At 69.8% G+C, this 18111-nt stretch carries 13 protein-coding genes; 7 read left to right on the forward strand and 6 right to left on the reverse strand.

All coding sequences use genetic code 11. The annotated features are described in order from the left end of the window. Nucleotides 1–353: 353 nt before the first annotated feature. The gene (gene dnaE / locus ACTWP9_RS17045; RefSeq protein WP_443247022.1) at nucleotides 354–3896 is read right to left on the reverse strand and encodes a DNA polymerase III subunit alpha; all 3543 of its coding nucleotides are present in this window, start codon (nucleotides 3894–3896) and stop codon (nucleotides 354–356) included. Nucleotides 3897–4092: 196 nt separating this feature from the next. Here dnaE and ACTWP9_RS17050 point away from each other — a divergent pair, with 196 nt between their 5' ends. The 5 genes from ACTWP9_RS17050 to ACTWP9_RS17070 all read left to right on the forward strand — a co-directional run bounded on the left by ACTWP9_RS17050 (nucleotide 4093) and on the right by ACTWP9_RS17070 (nucleotide 10395). Beyond that, nucleotides 4093–5421 carry a DUF2252 domain-containing protein gene (locus ACTWP9_RS17050; protein ID WP_443247023.1) on the forward strand — a complete coding sequence of 443 codons (1329 nt, stop codon included), beginning with the start codon at nucleotides 4093–4095 and terminating at the stop codon, nucleotides 5419–5421. 92 nt (nucleotides 5422–5513) lie between these two features. Next, nucleotides 5514–6215: a hypothetical protein gene (locus ACTWP9_RS17055; RefSeq protein WP_443247024.1), complete on the forward strand. Its 702-nt coding sequence runs from the start codon at nucleotides 5514–5516 to the stop codon at nucleotides 6213–6215. A 42-nt stretch (nucleotides 6216–6257) separates the two neighbouring features. Beyond that, nucleotides 6258–7025 carry a thioredoxin domain-containing protein gene (locus ACTWP9_RS17060; protein ID WP_443247025.1) on the forward strand — a complete coding sequence of 256 codons (768 nt, stop codon included), beginning with the start codon at nucleotides 6258–6260 and terminating at the stop codon, nucleotides 7023–7025. Between the two features lie 144 nt (nucleotides 7026–7169). Next, nucleotides 7170–8801 (forward strand): alkaline phosphatase D family protein, encoded by a 1632-nt coding sequence (locus ACTWP9_RS17065; RefSeq protein ID WP_443247243.1) that lies wholly within the window; start codon nucleotides 7170–7172, stop codon nucleotides 8799–8801. A gap of 28 nt (nucleotides 8802–8829) precedes the next feature. Then, on the forward strand, nucleotides 8830–10395 hold the full coding sequence (locus tag ACTWP9_RS17070) for a serine/threonine-protein kinase (RefSeq protein ID WP_443247026.1): 1566 nt from the start codon (nucleotides 8830–8832) through the stop codon (nucleotides 10393–10395). A gap of 9 nt (nucleotides 10396–10404) precedes the next feature. On the opposite strand, the gene ACTWP9_RS17075 is transcribed toward ACTWP9_RS17070, so the two are convergent. Continuing rightward, entirely contained in the window at nucleotides 10405–10992 is a 588-nt protein-coding gene (locus ACTWP9_RS17075; RefSeq protein WP_443247027.1) for a dienelactone hydrolase family protein, read from the reverse strand. A gap of 171 nt (nucleotides 10993–11163) precedes the next feature. On the opposite strand from ACTWP9_RS17075, the gene ACTWP9_RS17080 reads away from it, so the two are divergent. Further along, nucleotides 11164–12201 (forward strand): mechanosensitive ion channel family protein, encoded by a 1038-nt coding sequence (locus tag ACTWP9_RS17080; RefSeq protein WP_443247028.1) that lies wholly within the window; start codon nucleotides 11164–11166, stop codon nucleotides 12199–12201. Nucleotides 12202–12325: 124 nt separating this feature from the next. Here the strand turns inward: ACTWP9_RS17080 and ACTWP9_RS17085 are convergent, their stop codons facing one another. Both ACTWP9_RS17085 and ACTWP9_RS17090 read right to left on the reverse strand, forming a co-directional pair. Continuing rightward, nucleotides 12326–13930 (reverse strand): Na+/H+ antiporter, encoded by a 1605-nt coding sequence (locus ACTWP9_RS17085; protein ID WP_443247029.1) that lies wholly within the window; start codon nucleotides 13928–13930, stop codon nucleotides 12326–12328. Nucleotides 13931–13933: 3 nt separating this feature from the next. Continuing rightward, nucleotides 13934–14875, reverse strand: a complete 942-nt coding sequence (locus tag ACTWP9_RS17090; RefSeq protein WP_443247030.1) for an RluA family pseudouridine synthase — start codon at nucleotides 14873–14875, stop codon at nucleotides 13934–13936. Nucleotides 14876–15072: 197 nt separating this feature from the next. Here ACTWP9_RS17090 and ACTWP9_RS17095 point away from each other — a divergent pair, with 197 nt between their 5' ends. Further along, the gene (locus ACTWP9_RS17095) at nucleotides 15073–16335 is read left to right on the forward strand and encodes a peptidase M6 (protein ID WP_443247031.1); all 1263 of its coding nucleotides are present in this window, start codon (nucleotides 15073–15075) and stop codon (nucleotides 16333–16335) included. Nucleotides 16336–16363: 28 nt separating this feature from the next. On the opposite strand, the gene lspA is transcribed toward ACTWP9_RS17095, so the two are convergent. Continuing rightward, nucleotides 16364–16978 carry a signal peptidase II gene (lspA, locus tag ACTWP9_RS17100; RefSeq protein WP_443247032.1) on the reverse strand — a complete coding sequence of 205 codons (615 nt, stop codon included), beginning with the start codon at nucleotides 16976–16978 and terminating at the stop codon, nucleotides 16364–16366. A gap of 53 nt (nucleotides 16979–17031) precedes the next feature. Next, a complete protein-coding gene (locus ACTWP9_RS17105; protein WP_443247033.1) occupies nucleotides 17032–17862 on the reverse strand; it encodes a TraR/DksA family transcriptional regulator in 831 nt (276 codons plus the stop codon). Nucleotides 17863–18111: the final 249 nt, after the last annotated feature.

Here is an 18111-nt window from a genome sequence, read left to right on the forward strand (position 1 = left end):
AGGTTGGAGCATGGGCGCTCTCACCCACCCCAGATATGGGCGCCACGTGCAGACAAAAGGCAGCAACTGCTGGCGGAGATCCCTCACGTCAATAGGAAGCGGGATTGCGGAAGGGGGGTTCTAGGGGGGCGAAGCCCACCTGGCGGGGGGCCGTTGGGGGGCGGAGCCCCCCGACACGACCTGTCGGCGGCAGCCGAAAACGCAACGAGGCGTGCCCCCACAAGCACCGGCAGGCAGCCGAAAACGAAACGAGGCGTGCCCCCTCAAGCAACGGCCCTCACGTGGGTGCCCCCCACAAGCGACGGCCCTCACGTGGGTGCCCCCTCAAGCGACGGCAAGGGACCCGCAGAGGGTCACCCCGCGAGGCAGGAGGGGCCCAGCAATTCCTTGAGGTCACCAAAGAGCGCGGGGTCCGGGGTAACGCGGTGCCTATCAAGCCGCAGCACCGTCGTCTTCCGCGCCCCCTCCAACCGAACCCGCACCTCACTGGACCCACGATGCTGGGTAAGCACATACCCGAGTTTTTCCACCAGCGGCGGCGTCACCTTCACGGTCGGAATCGTAATGGTGACCGGCGCGGACGCCGACGCCTCACTCAGATCCGGAACCTGCAACTCCATCGCGACCAGCCGTGGCACATCCTCCCGCTTGTCGAGCCGCCCCTTGACGAAAACGATCGCGTCCTCCACCAACTGCGTGGAGACCAACTGATACGTAGCGGGGAAGAACATGCAGTCGATGGAACCCGCCAGGTCCTCCACGGTGGCAATCGCCCACGCATTCCCCTGCTTGGTCATCTTCCGCTGGAGCCCGGAGATGATCCCCCCGATGGTCACGATCGAGCCGTCCGAATAGTCACCGCCGGTCAACTGCGCAATGGCGGCGTCGGCCTTGTCGTTCAGCACATGTTCCAGCCCGAAGAGCGGATGGTCGGAGACATAGAGTCCCAGCATCTCCCGCTCCTGCGCGAGCAGATACGTCTTGTCCCACTCATCTTCGGAGAACTGCACATCCAGCCCGAAGCCGGGGCCTGAGTCATCGGCTTCGCCGCCCAGATCACCGAAGAGATCGAACTGCCCCTCGGCCTCCTTCCGCTTCACCTGCACCACGTTGTCGATCATCGGCTCGAACTGCGCGGTCAGCCCTTTACGCGTGTGCCCCATCTCATCAAAGGCACCGGCCTTGATCAGCGACTCGACGGTGCGCTTGTTGCAGACGACGGCCTCAACCTTGTCGAGGAAATCAGGGAAAGAGGAGTACTTCCCCTTGGCCTTTCGGCATTTGACGATCGAGTCCACCACATTCTGGCCCACATTCCTGACGGCCGTAAGACCGAAAACAATGGTGGAGTCGTCCTTCGAGGTGAAGTTCGCCTCCGACTCGTTGACGTTCGGCGGGAGCACTTTGATGCCCATCTTGCGGCACTCGTTGAGGTAGACCGCCGACTTGTCCTTGTCGTCCCGCACCGAGGTGAGCAGCGCGGACATGTATTCGGCCGGGTAGTTGGCCTTCAGATACGCCGTCCAGTAGGTGACCAGCCCATAGGCGGAGGAGTGCGCCTTGTTGAACGCGTATCCGGCGAACGGCACCAGCACGTCCCAGACGGCCTGGACGGCGGCGTCGGAGTAGCCGTTGTCCCGCATGCCCTTCTGGAAGTTCACGAACTCCTTGTCGAGAACCTCCTTCTTCTTCTTGCCCATGGCCCGGCGCAGCAGGTCGGCCTGTCCGAGCGAGTAACCGGCCAGGACCTGGGCTGCCTTCTGTACCTGCTCCTGGTAGACGATCAGGCCGTAGGTGATGTCGAGGACCTCCTTGAGAGGCTCCTCCAGCTCCGGGTGGATCGGAGTGATCTCCTGCTGGCCGTTCTTCCGCAGCGCGTAGTTGATGTGGGAGTTCATCCCCATCGGGCCGGGGCGGTACAGCGCCGAGACGGCGGAAATGTCCTCGAAGTGGTCGGGCTTCATCATGCGCAGCAGGGAGCGCATGGGGCCGCCGTCGAACTGGAAGACGCCCAGCGTGTCACCGCGGCACAGCAGCTCGAAGGTCTTGGGGTCGTCCAGCGGCAGGTCCAGAAGCTTGAGGTCGACGCCCTTGTTCTTGCGGATCATCTTGACCGCGTCGTCCATGATGGTGAGGTTGCGCAGCCCCAGGAAGTCCATCTTCAGCAGGCCCAGCGCCTCACAGCTGGGGTAGTCCCACTGCGTGACGACCGTGCCGTCGTTCTTCGGCGAAAAGATCGGCGCGTGGTCGATGACCGGCTCGCTGGACATGATCACGCCCGCCGCGTGCATGCCCATCTGCCGTACCAGGCCCTCGATGCCCATGGCTGCGTCGATGACCTTCTTGACATCCGGCTCGTTCTCGTACATCGACCGGACCTCGCCCGCCTCGCTGTAGCGGGGGTGTTTGGGGTCGGTGATGCCGGAGAGCGGGATGCCCTTGCCGAGCACATCGGCGGGCATCGCCTTGGTGATGCGGTCGCCCATCGCGTACGGGTAGCCCAGCACGCGGGAGGCGTCCTTGATGGCGGCCTTGGCCTTGATGGTGCCGTAGGTGCCGATCATGGCGACCTTGTCGGCGCCGTACTTGTCCGTCACATAACGGATCACATCGCCGCGCCTGCGCTCGTCGAAGTCGATGTCGACGTCGGGCATGGTGACGCGCTCGGGATTGAGGAACCGCTCGAAGATCAGCCCGTGGGTCACCGGATCGAGGTCGGTGATGCCCATGGCGTACGAGACGATGGAGCCCGCCGCAGAGCCACGTCCCGGGCCGACCGCGATGCCGTTGTCCTTGGCCCAGTTGATGAAGTCGGCGACCACGAGGAAGTACCCCGGGAAGCCCATGTCGATGATGACCTTCATCTCGTAGTCCGCCAGCTCCTGGCGGTCCTGGGGAACGCCGTCCGGGTAGCGGCGGGCCATGCCGCGCCGCACCTCCTCGCGGAACCAGGAGATCTCGTCGTACCCCTCAGGCACATCGAACTTCGGCATCAGGTTCTTGGGCTCGAACATGCCCTCGGTCTCGATGCGTTCCGCGATCAGCAGCTGGGAGTTGCGGCAGCCCGACTGCCAGGCGTCCGAGGAGTCGATGGCATACATCTCCTCCGCGGACTTGATGTAGTAGCCGGCGCCGTCGAAGCTGAAGCGGTCCGGGTCGGAGAGGTTGCTGCCCGTCTGGATGCACAGCAGGGTGTCGTGCGCCGCCGCCTCGTGCTCGTAGGTGTAGTGCGAGTCGTTGGTGACGACGAAGGGCGCGTTGATCTTCCTCGCGATGCGCTCCAGACCGTCCCTGGCGCGCTTGTCGATGTCGATGCCGTGGTCCATCAGCTCGACGAAGAAGTTCTCCTTGCCGAAGATGTCCTGGTACTCCCCGGCGGCCTTCAGGGCCTCGTCCTCCATGTCGAGGCGGATCTTGGTGCTCACCTCCCCGGAGGGGCAGCCGGTGGTCGCCATCAGGCCCTCGGCGTACTCGGCGAGCAGTTCGCGGTCCATCCTGGGCTTGCGGAAGAAGCCCTCCAGGCTGGCGCGCGACTGGGCGCGGAAGAGATTGTGCAGCCCCGTGGCGTTCCTGGCCCACATCGTCATATGGGTGTAGGCACCGTTACCCGACACGTCGTCCCGCTTCTGGTGCGGGGTGCCCCACTTGACCGGGCGGGTGTTCCTGCGGTGGTCGGGTGCCAGATACGCCTCGATGCCGATGATCGGTGTGACCCCGGCGTCCTTTGCGGAGTGGAAGAAGTCGTAGGCCCCGTGCAGGTTCCCGTGGTCGGTCATCGCGATATGCGACATGCCCATCTCGTTGCAGGCGTTGAACATGTCCTTCAGCCGGGCTGCGCCGTCGAGGAGTGAGTACTGCGTGTGCACGTGCAGATGTGTGAAGGGCTTGTCGGTCACGACGAAGGCCACCTCCGGGCGCGGGTCTTCTGGGGCGGCCTAGGAGTCTACGACCCGCCACTGACAACCGCTGAAGGTCCGTCCGGGCCGACGGCCCGCTGTGGAACCGACCGGGCACCATGCCCCGTCGCCGTACGTTGGACACTCGATTCGTCCTACACCGCTTCAGTCCCCTACCGCCTTACGGAGCGCACCCATGACCACGGCAGGCCAGGCAGCAGAGCGCGGCGAGACCATCCTGCGGGTCTTCGACACCGCTTTCGGCGACCTCCTCGCCGCCGACCCGGCGGCCTTCCGTACGAAGTTCCGCAAGATGGCGTCCTCCGCCTTCGCCTTCTACCGCGGCACGGCCTGCCTCTTCTACGCCGATCTTCACGAAGAGCGGGACGGCGGCCCGTTCCTGGACGAGCGCACCAGCCGGGTGTGGATCCACGGCGACCTGCACGCCGAGAACTTCGGCACGTACATGAACGCCAACGGCCGCCTGCTGTTCAACGTCAACGACTTCGACGAGGCGTACGTAGGCCCCTTCACCTGGGACCTCAAGCGCTTCGCGGCCTCCGTGGCGCTGCTGGGCTACAGCAAAGCGCTCAGTGACGAGCAGATCACCGCGCTGGTGACCACCTACGCCGACGCCTACCGGGACCGCATCCGCGTCATGGCCTCCGGCACCGCCGAGAGCGAGCCGCCCACCCTCACCCTGGAGACCGCACGCGGCCCCGTGCTGGACGCGCTGCGCGCAGCCCGTGCCAACACCCGCTTCGGGCTGCTGGGCACCATGACCGAGATCCGCGACTGGGAGCGCGGCTTCAGCCCGGGCGGCGGGTCCATCGAGCTGGACAAGGAGACGCGGGACGCGGTCCTGGAGGCGTTCGGCGCCTACCTGCACACCCTCCCGCCGCACGAGGGCCGCGAGCGGCACGGCGCCCACCGCGTCAAGGACGTGGTGGGCCGCCGCGGCATCGGCATCGGCAGCGCGGGGCTGCCCTCGTACAACATCCTGCTGGAGGGCCACAGCGACGCCCTTGAGAACGACCTGGTCATCTATATGAAGCAGGCGCAGACCCCGGCCGTCTCGCGGCACATCACCGACCAGGCCGTACGCGACTACTTCCAGCACGAGGGGCACCGCACCGTCATCTCGCAGCGTGCCCTCCAGTCGCACGCCGACCCGTGGCTGGGCTGGACGGAGCTGAACGGCGCGGGCCAGCTGGTGGCCGAGGTCTCGCCCTACGCGGTGGACCTGGACTGGTCGGAGCTGTCGGACCCGGACGAGATCGCGCAGGTCACCGCCGATCTCGCCCGCGCGACAGCGACCATGCACGGGGCGGCGGACGAGGCGGAGAGCGGCCACAGTCTGGTGCCGTTCTCCACGGAGCGCGCCATCGACGCAGCGATCTCGGCGGACGAGGACGGCTTCCGCGCGATGCTGGTCGACTTCGCCCACACATACGGCGCGCAGGCACGCCGCGATCACCAGATCTTCGTGGACCTCTTCCGCAATGGGCGTATTCCGGGGGTCTGAGCACGGTCGCAGGGGGGCTCCGGGAATTGCCGGGCCCCCGGATCCGGCCCTTTAGAGACCGCTTACGCGATCCCATGGCACACTCGGTCACCATGGGAGCAGCAGGGGTAAGGACAGCACGTGCGGGGCTTTTCACGGCCCTGTGCGTCACCCTGTCCTCCGGCGCCCATGTGCTGCTCTCCGGCTCCCCCGTCCCGCTGCGCCCGTTCCTCGTGGTCTCGGCGGTGATCTTCGCCCTCGCCTTTGCGCTGGCAGGGCGGGAGCGGAGCTTCGTGCGGATCGCGGCGCTGCTGATCCCGCTTGAGCTGGCGGCGGACACCGTCTTCACCACCGGCCAGCACGCCTGCTACGGGCAGGCCGGCGGGCCGGTGACCGGGCCGCTGCGCTCGGTAGGCGTCGAGCTGCTCTGCGGTGGCGGCAGCGTCGGCACGCCGCTGGCGCGGATGGCCGCGCGGGGCGGCGAGGCCGGCGCGTACCCGTTGGGCGTCCATGGTGTGCCGGGCGCGGCGCTGCCCTGGCTGCTGCTGGCCGCGCATGTAGCCGTGGGCCTGCTGGCAGCGCTGTGGCTGCGGCGCGGCGAGGCGGCCCTCGCCGGGCTGCTGCGCGCCGTGGCGGCCACTGCCTTCCGCCCGCTGCAGCTCGCGGTGGCCGTCCGCCGTACCTTCCGCGGCGGCGGCCCGGCCCTGCTCCGGCGTACGCCGGAGCCTGGTGAGCCCCGCGCGCTGCCGCTGCTGACCCACTCCGTACACCGTCGCGGGCCGCCTGCGCTCGCCACCGCCGCACCGGCGGTCTGAGCAGGTTTCCTTTCGCGTACGGACATACGGAGAAGAACAGTCATGAGCAAGCGCAACAGTTCGGAAGCCAAGCGCGCCGCCCGCGAGCGGCTGCGTATCGAGCGGGAGAAGCAGGCCAAGAAGGAGCGGACGCGGCGGCAGTTGCTGGTCGCGCTCTCGGTGGTCGGGGTGCTGGCCGTGGTGGCCGGTATCGGCGTCTTCATCGCCAAGCTGAACGACCAGGACTCCAGCGGCGACGACATGGCCGTCACCACCGGAGGTGCCAAGGCCGAGAAGACCATCGACGTCTACGAGGACCTGCGCTGCCCGGCCTGCGCCAGCTTCGAGCAGGCGGTGGGCGAGCCGCTCCAGAAGGGTGCCGAGGAGGGCAAGTACAAGCTGCGTATCCACCTCGGCGCGATCATCGACGGCAACATGGGCGGCTCCGGCTCCAAGAACGCCGCCCGCGCCCTGGGTGCCGCCAAGGCCGTGAGCCCCAAGGCGTTCGCGGACTACAAGCAGCAGCTGTACTCGGCCAAGTGGCACCCGAGCGAGCAGGGGCCCGACAAGTTCGCCGACAACAACTACCTGCTCAAGGTCTCGGACACGGTCCCGGAGCTGAAGGACAACAAGGCGTTCGAGAAGGCCGTCAAGAGCAAGAAGAAGTACAACAAGTGGGCCAAGGACATGATCGCCAGCTTCAACGGCGCCGAGGTCCAGAGCACCCCCACCATCAAGATCGACGGTAAGCAGGTGGAGCCGCAGGACGTGCCCGCCAAGCTCAAGGACATGGGCGTGGACCTGAAGTCGGGCAAGGAGAAGAAGAAGTAGCCGACGCAGAGCCCTGCGCGACGAGGGGCAGACCGCAATCTGCGGTCTGCCCCTCGCCCTTACTGATGCGTAACATGGCCGCTCGTGACTTCTACCGACTCCACGAGAACCGAACAAGTCCTGCCCGGAAGAGCCAAGGGACCGGTGCCCGCGCCACGGCGCCGCGCCGTGGTCGCCGCCGGCGCGGCCGGTGCCGCGCTGCTGCCGCTCGCGGGCGCGCTGCCCGCCGCGAGCGCGGCCGACGCCGGTCCCGCGTTCGTGCACGGTGTGGCCTCGGGTGACCCCCTCCCGGACGGGGTGCTGCTGTGGACCCGGGTCACCCCGGAGCCCGGCGCCGTCCCCGGCTCGGGCAAGGGCGCACCGGTCGAGGTGGCCTGGGAGGTGGCCGAGGACCGCGGGTTCACCACCGCCGTGGCGCACGGCACCGTGAAGGCGGAGGCCGCCGCCGACCACACCGTGAAGGCGGATGTGCGCGGACTGCGCCCGGCCACCACGTACTACTTCCGCTTCACGGCCGGGGGTGTCCACTCCCCCACCGGCCGCACCCGTACCGCGCCCGCCGAGAGCGCCGAGGTCTCCAACCTGCGTCTCGGGCTGGTCTCCTGCGCCAACTACGAGGGCGGCTACTTCGCCTCGTACCGGCATCTGGCGGCCCGTTCCGACCTGCACGCGGTGCTGCACCTGGGCGACTACATCTACGAGTACGGGCACGGCGAGTACCCCGCGGGGGACGCCGTCGTACGGACCGTGCAGCCCCCGCACGAGATCGTCTCGATCGCCGACTACCGGGTCCGGCACGGCCATTACAAGTCCGACCCCGATCTGCAGGCCATGCACGCGGCGCATCCGCTCGTCGCCATCTGGGACGACCACGAGTTCGCCGACAACGCCTGGTCGGGCGGTGCCGCCAATCACGATCCGGCCGCCGAGGGCGACTGGGCGAGGCGAATAGCCGCGGCGAAGCAGGCGTACTTCGAGTGGCTTCCGGTGCGGCCCTCCACCGCGGGCACCACCTTCCGCACGCTGCGCTTCGGGCGGCTGGCCGAGCTGCATCTGCTGGATCTGCGCTCGTTCCGCGACGCACAGGCAAAGGTGGGCGACGGCAAGGACATCGACGATCCGGCCCGGACGCTGACCGGGCGCAAGCAGCTGGACTGGCTGAAGAAGGGCCTGGCGGACTCCCCCGCCCGCTGGAAGCTGGTCGGCAACCCGGTAATGATCTCCCAGGTGGCCTTCGGCTCCGTCCCCGCCAAGTTCCTCGGCCCGCTCGCCGAGTGCCTGGGCGTGCCCGAGGAAGGGCTGGCCGTCAACACCGACCAGTGGGACGGCTACGCGGACGACCGGCGCGAACTCCTCACGCACTTGCGCGACAACCGGGTCACCGACGCCGTCTTCCTGACCGGTGACATCCATACGAACTGGGCCAACGAGGTACCGCTGCGCGCCGCCGACTACCCCGAGGAGGCCCCGGTCGCCACGGAGTTCGTCATCACCTCCGTCACCTCCGACAACCTCGACGACACCCTGCACGTCGCCCCCGACACCCTCTCGGGCGTCGCCGAGACGGCCGTCCGCGCCGCCAACCGCCATGTGCGCTGGGTGGACATGGACTCGCACGGCTTCGGGGTGCTGGACGTGGACGCGGCGCGGGCACAGCTGGACTACTTCGTCCTGTCGGACAAGGCCGACAAGTTCGCTACCGCCTCGCTGCGCCGCTCCTACCGCACCGCCTCCGGCTCACAGCGCGTCGAGCGCACGTATCAGCCCATACGCTGAGCCGCCCTTCACCCGTACGCTGATCCCCATGACAGGGGGAGAGCGCGGGCAGCGCGGACAGCTGGTCGACGGGCGTTTCGAGTTGCTGGAGCGACTTGGGGCCGGGGGCATGGGCACCGTGTGGCGGGCGCGGGATATCACCCTGCACCGCGAGGTGGCGCTGAAAGAAGTCCGGCCCCCGGCCGAGCCGGACGACCCGGACGCGGCACCGGAGGATTCGGCGGGATCCCGGGCGCTGCGCGAGCGGGTGCTGCGGGAGGCCCGTGCTCTGGCCCGGCTCAGCCATCCGCACGTGGTGACGATCCATCACATCGTGGACGGGGGGCCCTACCCCTGGCTGGTGATGGAGCTGGTTGCCGGGCCGTCGCTCGAACGGCGGCTCGGCCAGGGCCCGTTGGCGCCGCGCGAGGCGGCGCGGCTCGGCCGGGAAGTGCTCTCCGCGCTGCGCACCGCACATGCGGCGGGTATCCAGCACCGCGATGTGAAGCCCGGCAACGTGCTGCTGCGCGAGGACGGTTCGGCAGTGCTCACCGACTTCGGCATCGCCGCGCTCCAGGGCTCGGCCACGGTGACGGCGACGGGCGAGTTCATGGGCTCGCCGGAGTTCATCGCCCCGGAGCGGATCCGGGGCATCGACGACGACCCGGCGAGCGATCTGTGGTCCCTGGGGCTGACGCTGTACGTGTGCACGGAGGGCCACAGTCCGCTGCGCCGCGCCACCACGCTGGCCACCATCGCCGCGGTGCTCGACGACCCTGTTCCGCCGCCGGTACGCAGCGGCGCCCTGGGGCCGGTGCTGGAGGCCGTACTCGTCAGCGACCCCGCGGCCCGGCCCGGCGCAGCAGAGCTGGAACGGATGCTGACGGATGTCGCGGAGGGGCGGGAAGCGACACCGTATCTGCCGACCGAGACGGCGATGCCGGTACGCGGGCCCGCTGCGGCGCCGCCACCGTCCGGGGCGCCCGCCCCGGTGTCCACCCACCAGGTTGCTTCGGGCCGGCGCCGTGGCCGCGCCCCGTTCGCTGTCCTCGCAGCTGTGGTGGCTGGCGCCCTCGTTGCCGGTGGTGTGTTCCTGCTGACGCGGCCGGACGGGAAGTCCGCCGACGCAGGCGAGGGCAAGCAGAGCGCGCGGCCCACCGTGACGGACGCGGACCGCTCCCGGAATCCCTCGCCGAAGGAGAAGGAGAGCCCGCAGCCGGAGCGGAGCAAGAGCCCGGCCGCAGATGCGACCGGCTCCCCGGCCGGTCCGGGCTCCCTCGCCGACACCTGGGTCGCCCAGCTCGGCTCGGTCGCCAAGTCGGACGGCACCGGCGAGCGCGACAAGATGCAGGCTGCGCTGGGCCGCCATGGTTGGGGGGTGCGCTATGTGGACAGCGACCGCTATGCCTCGCTGCGTCCGGGCTACTGGATGTTCTACACCCCCGGCCCCTCCGGCGGCTTCCGGAGCGGCCTGGAGGTGACGGACTGGTGCGTCGCGCGCGGCCTGACGTCGTCGAGCCGGTGTGTGGGCCGCTATGTCAGCGACGACGCCGCCGACCGCCGCTACGTCTGCGCCCCGGACAAGAACCGGGGCACGGGGCGCTGCGAGCGCTGAGGACCCGTCCTACAGCGTCTCCAGGAACCCCAGCACCGACCGCCAGGTGCGCTCCGCGGCCTCCTCCTCGTAGTCCTCCAGTCCGGCGTGGGTGTACAGGTGCCCGGCACCCGGGTATCTGTGCACCTCCACGTCGGCGCCGGCCCGCTGCATCCGCAGATACCAGGCGGTCAGCCAGTCGTGCGGCTCGAAGGCGTCGGGGTCCCCGACATGCAGCTGCACGGGCAGCTCGTCCACCGCTGCGTCCTCGGGGATGTCCGACGTCCCGGAGAACAGCACCAGGCCGCGCGCCTTCTCGTCGGCCAGTGCGAGGGTCTGGGCGATGGAGCCGCCCATCGAGAAGCCCGCGTAGACCAGGCCCTTGTCGGAGTGGGGTGCGGTGGCGGTCACGGCCCGCCGCAGCAGCTCGTCGCGGTCGGGACTGCCCTCCTCCTCGCGCATCCGCATCCCTTCCTCGACCGAGGGGGCGGTCCGCCCGTCGAAGAGGTCCGGGGTGATCACCTCGTGCCCCGCGGTGCGGAGCCGCTCCGCCGCGGCGTGCACATCCGCGGTGAGCCCGCACACGGAGTGCAGGAGAACGATCGGTACGGGTGCCACAGATGTCACTTCCTTCACAAAGAGCCCCCGGTGAGAGCCCTGGAGCCGGGTACTCCACATGGTGCCAGGTACGGTCGTCGGTGGTCCCCGGGCGGTCGCAGCCGCCGCGCGGCCACCCTCCCCGGTGCCGCGACCGGGGCCTTCGCCAGGAGACCTAGGAGAAAGGCGACCATGGAGAACGTGCTCCGGCCCGTCATCGTCTTCGGTGGCGCGCTCGTGCTCTCGTACGTCCTCGCCTGGGCCGTCGACCGGCTGATGGTACGCCTCGACGTCCGCCACCCGGAGACCCCGATGTGGGGGCTGCTGCGCAGCGGTCGCTTCCCGTTCCAGGCGGTGCTGTTCGTCGCGCTGGTCAGCGCCTTCTTCGACAGCACGCAGCTGGCCAGGGACCACAGAAGCGGTGTCGACCGGTGGCTGACCATAGTCCTGATCGCGGCCTCGGCCTGGCTGATCCTGCGGATCGTCGCCGCGATCACGGAGACGATTGCCACCCGGTACGTGGGCGCCACCCACGACCCGGCGCGCGGTCGCCGGGTGCGCACCCAGCTCACGCTGATCCGGCGGTTGATCACCGCCGTGGTGACGGTGATCGCGGTAGCGGCGGTGCTGCTCCAGTTCCCGGGCATGAAGACGTTCGGCACCTCGATGCTGGCCTCGGCCGGTGTGCTGGGAATCGTCGTCGGTATCGCGGCCCAGTCGACGCTGGGCAACCTGTTCGCCGGGCTGTCGATCGCCTTCGGCGACATGGTGCGGATCGGCGACGAGGTCGTCGTGGATGGCGAGATGGGCACGGTCGAGGAGATCACCGTCTCGTATCTGGTGATCCTCACCTGGGACGAGCGGCGGATCACGATGCCGGTCTCGTACTTCACCAGCAAGCCGTTCGAGAACTGGTCGCGCGGCGGCCCCCAGCAGACCGGCACCGTCTTCCTCCAGCTCGACCACTCGGCGCCGATCGCCGAGCTGCGCGCCAGGGCGGAGGAGCTGGTGCGGGCCAGCGACGAGTGGGACGGGCGCAGCTGGAGCCTGGTGGTCACCGACAGCACGCCCACCACCATCGAGGTGCGGGTCGCGGTGACGGCACGCTCCTCGGACGATCTGTGGACGCTGCGCTGCTCGCTCCGCGAGGAGCTGATCGCCTGGCTGAAGACCTACCACCCGGAGGCGCTGCCGGGCATCCGGTACATCCAGCAGGAGAAGCTGGTCTGAGGCCGCGCCCCGAAGGGGCGCGGGGCTGTGCTCATATGCGGCTCCGCCGCGTGGGCGCGATCAACCACAACAGACCCGCAGCCTGCGGACGTCGGGCAGGGGCACCCCGAGGCACCGCCCCGCCTCACAGCCCCCGGAAACTGCGGACGTCCAACTGGTGCAGCACCCGGTCCACGACCTCCGGATCGACACCTGCCTCGCCGCGCGCGGCAATCACCTCGTGCCGCGCGGCGGACAGCAGCTCACCCTGGAGCCGCCGCATCTTCTGCGCCCGGGCCACGCGCTTGCTGTGCGCGGCCCGGCGCTCCTCGCCGACGATCTCGGGGGAGATCCGCGCGCCCACGTCCCAGGCCCTCCGCAGCAGCGCCTCGGAGACCTCTTCCGGCAGCTCCTCGACCTCTTCGATCTCCTTGAGCCGCTTGCGGGCCGCCTTGGCGACGCGCAGCGCCAGCTGCCGCTCCAGTTCCCGCTCGGCGGCGCTGTCGGACTGCACGTTGAGCCGCGTCACCAGCCGGGGCAGGGTCAGCCCCTGGAAGATCAGGGTGACGATCACCACCGCGAAGGCGATGAAGATGATCGCCTCCCGGCCGGGGAACGCACCGCCCCCGGCCTCCGGCTCGACGGACAGCGGGACGGCCAGCGCCAGCGCGACCGAGGCCACCCCGCGCATTCCGGCCCACCACACGACGACGGTCTCCCGCCAGTTGCGCGGGATGTCCTCGTCCAGGTCCTTGCGCCGGTGCAGCCGCTGCGCCAGCCACGCGGAGGGCAGCAGCCACAGCAGCCGCAGGATGACGACGACGCCGACGACCGCCAGAGCCGCGGGCAGCAGCTGCCGCCAGTCCTCCTGGACGGTGTCGAAGATGGTGTGCAGTTCCAGCCCGATCAGCCCGAAGGCGATCCCGGTCACCAGCATGTCCACGATCTGCCAGAACGTCTGCCCCGCCAGCCTGCCCTGGACGTCGTCCGCATCCACGGCATGCCCGGAGGCCAGGTAGAGCGCCGTCGTCAGTACGGCCAGCACGCCCGAGCCCATCAGCTCCTCGGCGAGCACGTAGGAGGCGAACGGCACCAGCAGCGTCAGCCCGGTCTGGAGCGTGGCGTCCCCCAGGTAGCTCATGAGCTTGTTGGCGAGCCAGCCCAGGGCGAGCCCGACGGCGAGGGCCACCACTCCGGAGAGCACCAGTTCGCCGGCGGCGACGGGCAGCGAGAACGTGCCGGTCACGGCGGCGGCGATCGCCACGTGATAGAGGGTGATCGCCGTCACATCGTTGAACAGGCCCTCGCCCTCCAGCGCGGAGACCAGCCGCCGCGGCAGTCCCACGTTGCCCGCGACAGCGGTGGCGGCGACCGGGTCGGGCGGCGCCACCAGCGCACCCAGCGCCACAGCCCCCGCGACGCCGAGCCCGGGCACCAGCGCGTTGGCCACGGCGGCCACCGCGGCGGTGGTGACGAAGACCAGCGCGACCGCCATCAGGAAGATCGGCCGCTTGTTCGCCGCGAACTGCCGCCAGGACGTGCGCTGGGCCGCGGCGTAGATCAGCGGCGGCAGCACCAGCGGCAGGATGAACTCGGGCGGCAGGGAGACATTCGGGATGGAGGGGATCAGCGCCAGCACTCCGCCGAAGATCGTCATCAGCACCGGCGAGGGCAGGCCCAGCTTGTCTCCCAGCGGGACCATGAGGACGGCGGCGAGCAGCAGTGCGAAGAAGAGGGCGAGCTGATCCATATATCAGGAGCTCTCGGCCCGCACCTTGTCCAGTGCGGCCTGGAGGTCTGCCGGGTAGGCGCTCTCGTACTCGACCCAGCCCCCGTCACCGGGGTGTTCGAAGCCGAGCCGTACCGCGTGCAGCCACTGCCGCTCCAGCCGGAGCCGTTTGGCCAGCGTCGGGTCGGCCCCGTAGGTGAGATCGCCGACGCAGGGGTGCCGGTGTGCCGCCATGTGCACCCGGATCTGGTGGGTACGGCCGGTCTCCAGCTTGATGTCCAGCAGGCTGGCGGCGCGGAACGCCTCGATCAGGTCGTAGTGGGTCACCGAGGGCTTGCCGTCGGAGGTGACCGCCCACTTGTAGTCGTGCTGCGGATGGCGGCCGATGGGCGCGTCGATGGTGCCGCTGAGCGGGTCGGGGTGGCCCTGGACCAGCGCGTGGTAGCGCTTGTCGACGGTGCGCTCCTTGAACTGCCGCTTGAGCAGCGTGTACGCCCGCTCGGACTTGGCGACGGCCATCAGCCCCGAGGTGCCCACGTCCAGCCGGTGCACGATGCCCTGCCGCTCGGCGGCGCCGGAGGTGGCGATGGTGTAACCGGCGGCGGCCAGCCCGCCGATGACGGTGGGACCGCTCCAGCCGGGGCTGGGGTGGGCCGCGACACCGACCGGCTTGACGATCACCACGATGTCGTCGTCATCGTGGATGATCTCCATGCCCTCGACCGGCTCGGCGACGATCTGCACCGGCTGCGCCTGCCGGGGCATCTCGACCTCGATCCACGCCCCGCCCTGCACCCGGTCCGACTTGCCCGCCGGCGCCCCGTCCAGCAGCACCTTCCCGCCGGCGGCCAGCTCCGCCGCCTTGGTCCGCGAGAAGCCGAACATCCGGGCGAGCGCCGCATCGACGCGCTCGCCCTCCAGGCCGTCGGGTACGGGCAGGGTGCGGGTTTCAGGAAGCGTGCTCACCTGATCGAGTATGCCGGACGCCGGCATACGGCCGTATGCCGCCTTGATGCGGTCCCCTCCGCGCGGTAGCGGACCCCTTTCCGGTTCCCCTCTCCCTCACTCGCGCGGCTCCGCCCAAGGTGCGGCGCCCCCCTCCGCGGCCGACGGTGTCAAGTGAGCCTCGGGACACCGTCGAGCACCCGTGGAGGGAACGCCCGATGACGCCGCGCAGGACACCGAAGCACTCCGCGCCGGGCACCGGCACGGAGCCTGGCATACGCCGCAGCCCAGTACATCGCCGCGCCATGGCGGTGGCCACCGCCATGGCCACGGCAGCCCTCACCCTGGCGCCGGTCGAGGCCGCGGCAGCCCAGGGCATCGCGGGCCCCTGCGCCATAGCGCCGGGCAGCGGCACCGACGAGGGCCCGCTCAACCCTGCCTACGTACGCCCCCACGGCCACAAGCGGGCGCTGATGCTGATGGTCGACTTCAGCGACCACCCGGCGGCGACCCCGGCCCACGAGCGCGCCCGCTTCTTCTCCCGGTACGGCGACCGGTTCTGGGACCGCGCCTCCTTCGGGAAGTACCGCCTGGAGACCGACACCAGCTCCGACTGGATACGCATGCCGCGTCCCTGGTCCTCCTACGGGATCACCCGCGGCATACCGACCGGCCTGATGCGCGGCTACGTCCAGGACGCGCTGGAGGCCGCACAGCGCCAGGGCACCGATGTGCACGGTGCCGACCTGGTCTTCATCGTCGCCGACAGCAATCTGCCCGCCGCACCGACCGTCTCCCAGGCGCACACCTTCGACGGGCTCAGGGCGGCAGGGACCCGGGTGCACGGCGCGGCCCTCATCTTCGGCCGCGCCACCGACGCGGCGCTGTGGCAGCGCGGCAACTTCGTGCACGAGGCGCACCACCTCTACGGCCTGCCCGACCTCTACAACGTCGCCGAGAACGCCTCCGTCGAGTACGCGGGCGGCTGGGACACCATGAGCATGGCGGGGATCTCCGACCTGCTGGGCTGGCACAAGTGGAAGTTCGGCTGGCTGCCCCGCTCCCGGGTCGGCTGCGTCACCTCCGCAGGCACCACCGAGCACACCCTCTCCCCGGTCAGCACCGCCGACGCGGGCTTGGCCGTCGTACGGACGGGGCAGCACAGCGCGATAGTCGCCGAGGCACGCACCCGCCACGGGCTGGACCGGGACATCTGTGCGGAGGGCGTGCTGCTCTACACCGTCGACTCCGGCAGACCCACCGGCGAGGGCCCCGTCCGCGTCGTCGACTCCCGGCCGCACAGCGGCGGCGGCGCCGCCTGCGCCGACCGGCTGCCGACCGAGCTGGCCGAGATGTCGGACGCGCCCTTCACCCCGGGCGAGAGCCACACCTTCCGCGGCGGAATACGGTTCACCGTCACCAGGACCACCGGCCACGGCGGCTACGGCCTCCGCGTCCACGTACCGAACGACAGCGGCTGAGGGCCGCGGCCGGCGGCAGAAGCGGGGCTCAGTCCCGATGGACGGTCCCGTCCGGATCCAGACCGCGGAAGGAGAGCAGCACGATCAGGATGCCGCCGCACACGATGGCCGAGTCGGCGAGGTTGAAGACGGCGAAGTGTTTGGGCGCGATGAAGTCCACGACGGCGCCCTGGAACACACCCGGAGAACGGAAGATCCGGTCGGTCAGGTTTCCGCACGCGCCGCCCAGCAGCAGGCCGAGCGCGATCGCCCACGGGGTGCTGTAGAGCTTCCGGGCGATCCGGGCGATCACCACCACGACGGCCACCGCGATCGCCGTCAGCAGGATGGTCAGCGCCTCCCCGATCCCGAAGGCGGCGCCCGCGTTACGGATGACGTTCAGCTGGAGCCAGGAGCCGAGCAGCTCGATCGGCGCGTGGTTCTCCAGCTTGGCGACCACGGCCAGCTTGCTGACCAGATCCAGCGCGAAAGCAAGACCGGCCACCCCGATCAGCACACCGATCCGGCGCCTGCGCCCAGCGGAAGCGGCTGACTCCCCCTCGGGGCGCTCCCCTTCCGCACGCTCCCCTTCCGTGCGCTCGTGTTCGCCGCCGCCGGCCGCGCCATCGTCGGGGCCATCGACAGGCCGCTCCACCTCAGTCACGCTTTGAGGGTACGACACGCGCGGACGGCGGCGTTCACGGCGTTCTCCGGCGGTCAGCGGCGCTCCTGCTTCTGCTTGCACTCCACGCACAGCGTGGCCCGCGGGAACGCCTGCATCCTGGCCTTCCCGATCGGCTTGCCGCAGTTCTCGCACAGCCCGTACGTCCCCGCGTCCAGCCGTTCCAGCGCCCGCTCGCTCTGGTAGAGCATCTCGCGCGCGTTGGCGGCCAGCGCCATCTCGTGCTCGCGGGTGATGTTCTTGGTCCCGGTGTCGGCGTCGTCGTCACCGGCGCCGTCGCCCGAGTCCCGCATCAGCCCGTTGAGCGCCTCCTCCGCGGAGGTGATCTCCTGCCGCAGCCGCTCTGCCTCGCTCCGCAGCCCGGAGCGTGCCTCTTCAACCTCTTCCGGGGACCAGGGGTCCTCGTCGGGGCGTACCGGCAGTTCGCCGGGGGCCGCAGCGCCCTCCCCGTTCCGCGCCGAGGGCACTGCCTCGGCCTCCGTCACTGCCGGAGTCTTCTTCGCAGCCACCGTCCCTGCTCCCGTCGTCGTCTGTGCGGACTGCCCGGCGGGCGCCGGTGCGGCGCCCTCCCGGCGGTCCGCTGCCGCTTCGGCCGCCGTCACTTCCGCGGCGGCCGCTTCGGCCCCCGCCCGTTCCCCCGCGGTCCTCTTCGCCGCGGCCTTCTTCGCCGGAGCCTTCTTCGCCGGTGCCTTCTTCGCCCCCGCATTCTTCGCCGATGTCTTCTTCGCCGGTACCTTCTTGGCGGCCGACTTCTTCGCCGGTGCCCCCTTACCGGGAACCTTCTTCGCTGCCGCGGCCCTGTCCCCGGCGTCTGTGGCCTTCTTCGATGCTGCCGTCTTCTTCGCGGCGCTCTCCTCCGCCACCATGACCGCGGCCCCTTCACATTTTGTGATCTTGCTCGCGAAACGTGACCGGAACGATAAATCGACTTCAAGCACACGGCAACGGGGCACGCCGGTCTGCAACCTTTGTGCCCCGCCCGGGCGCTCGAAAACCGCTCCGTACCCGCGGGTGAATCCCCGTACACTAGGGGCGGCGAAAGGCGTTGATGGGGACGAGTAGCGTCCGTGAGCGGCCCAGAGCGATCCGGGGACGGTGGGAGCCCGGAGGCGAGC

It is taken from the genome of Streptomyces sp. 3N207 (assembly GCF_052246355.1).
Lineage (GTDB): Bacteria > Actinomycetota > Actinomycetes > Streptomycetales > Streptomycetaceae > Streptomyces.

Excerpts from the sequence above, each read along its gene's own strand:
- ACTWP9_RS17105 (WP_443247033.1), bottom strand. The coding sequence starts at position 17,862 with ATGGTGGCGGAGGAGAGCGCCGCGAAGAAGACGGCAGCATCGAAGAAG.
- ACTWP9_RS17050 (WP_443247023.1), top strand. The coding sequence starts at position 4,093 with ATGACCACGGCAGGCCAGGCAGCAGAGCGCGGCGAGACCATCCTGCGG.
- ACTWP9_RS17085 (WP_443247029.1), bottom strand. The coding sequence starts at position 13,930 with ATGGATCAGCTCGCCCTCTTCTTCGCACTGCTGCTCGCCGCCGTCCTC.
- ACTWP9_RS17080 (WP_443247028.1), top strand. The coding sequence starts at position 11,164 with ATGGAGAACGTGCTCCGGCCCGTCATCGTCTTCGGTGGCGCGCTCGTG.
- ACTWP9_RS17095 (WP_443247031.1), top strand. The coding sequence starts at position 15,073 with ATGACGCCGCGCAGGACACCGAAGCACTCCGCGCCGGGCACCGGCACG.
- ACTWP9_RS17070 (WP_443247026.1), top strand. The coding sequence starts at position 8,830 with ATGACAGGGGGAGAGCGCGGGCAGCGCGGACAGCTGGTCGACGGGCGT.
- ACTWP9_RS17055 (WP_443247024.1), top strand. The coding sequence starts at position 5,514 with ATGGGAGCAGCAGGGGTAAGGACAGCACGTGCGGGGCTTTTCACGGCC.
- ACTWP9_RS17060 (WP_443247025.1), top strand. The coding sequence starts at position 6,258 with ATGAGCAAGCGCAACAGTTCGGAAGCCAAGCGCGCCGCCCGCGAGCGG.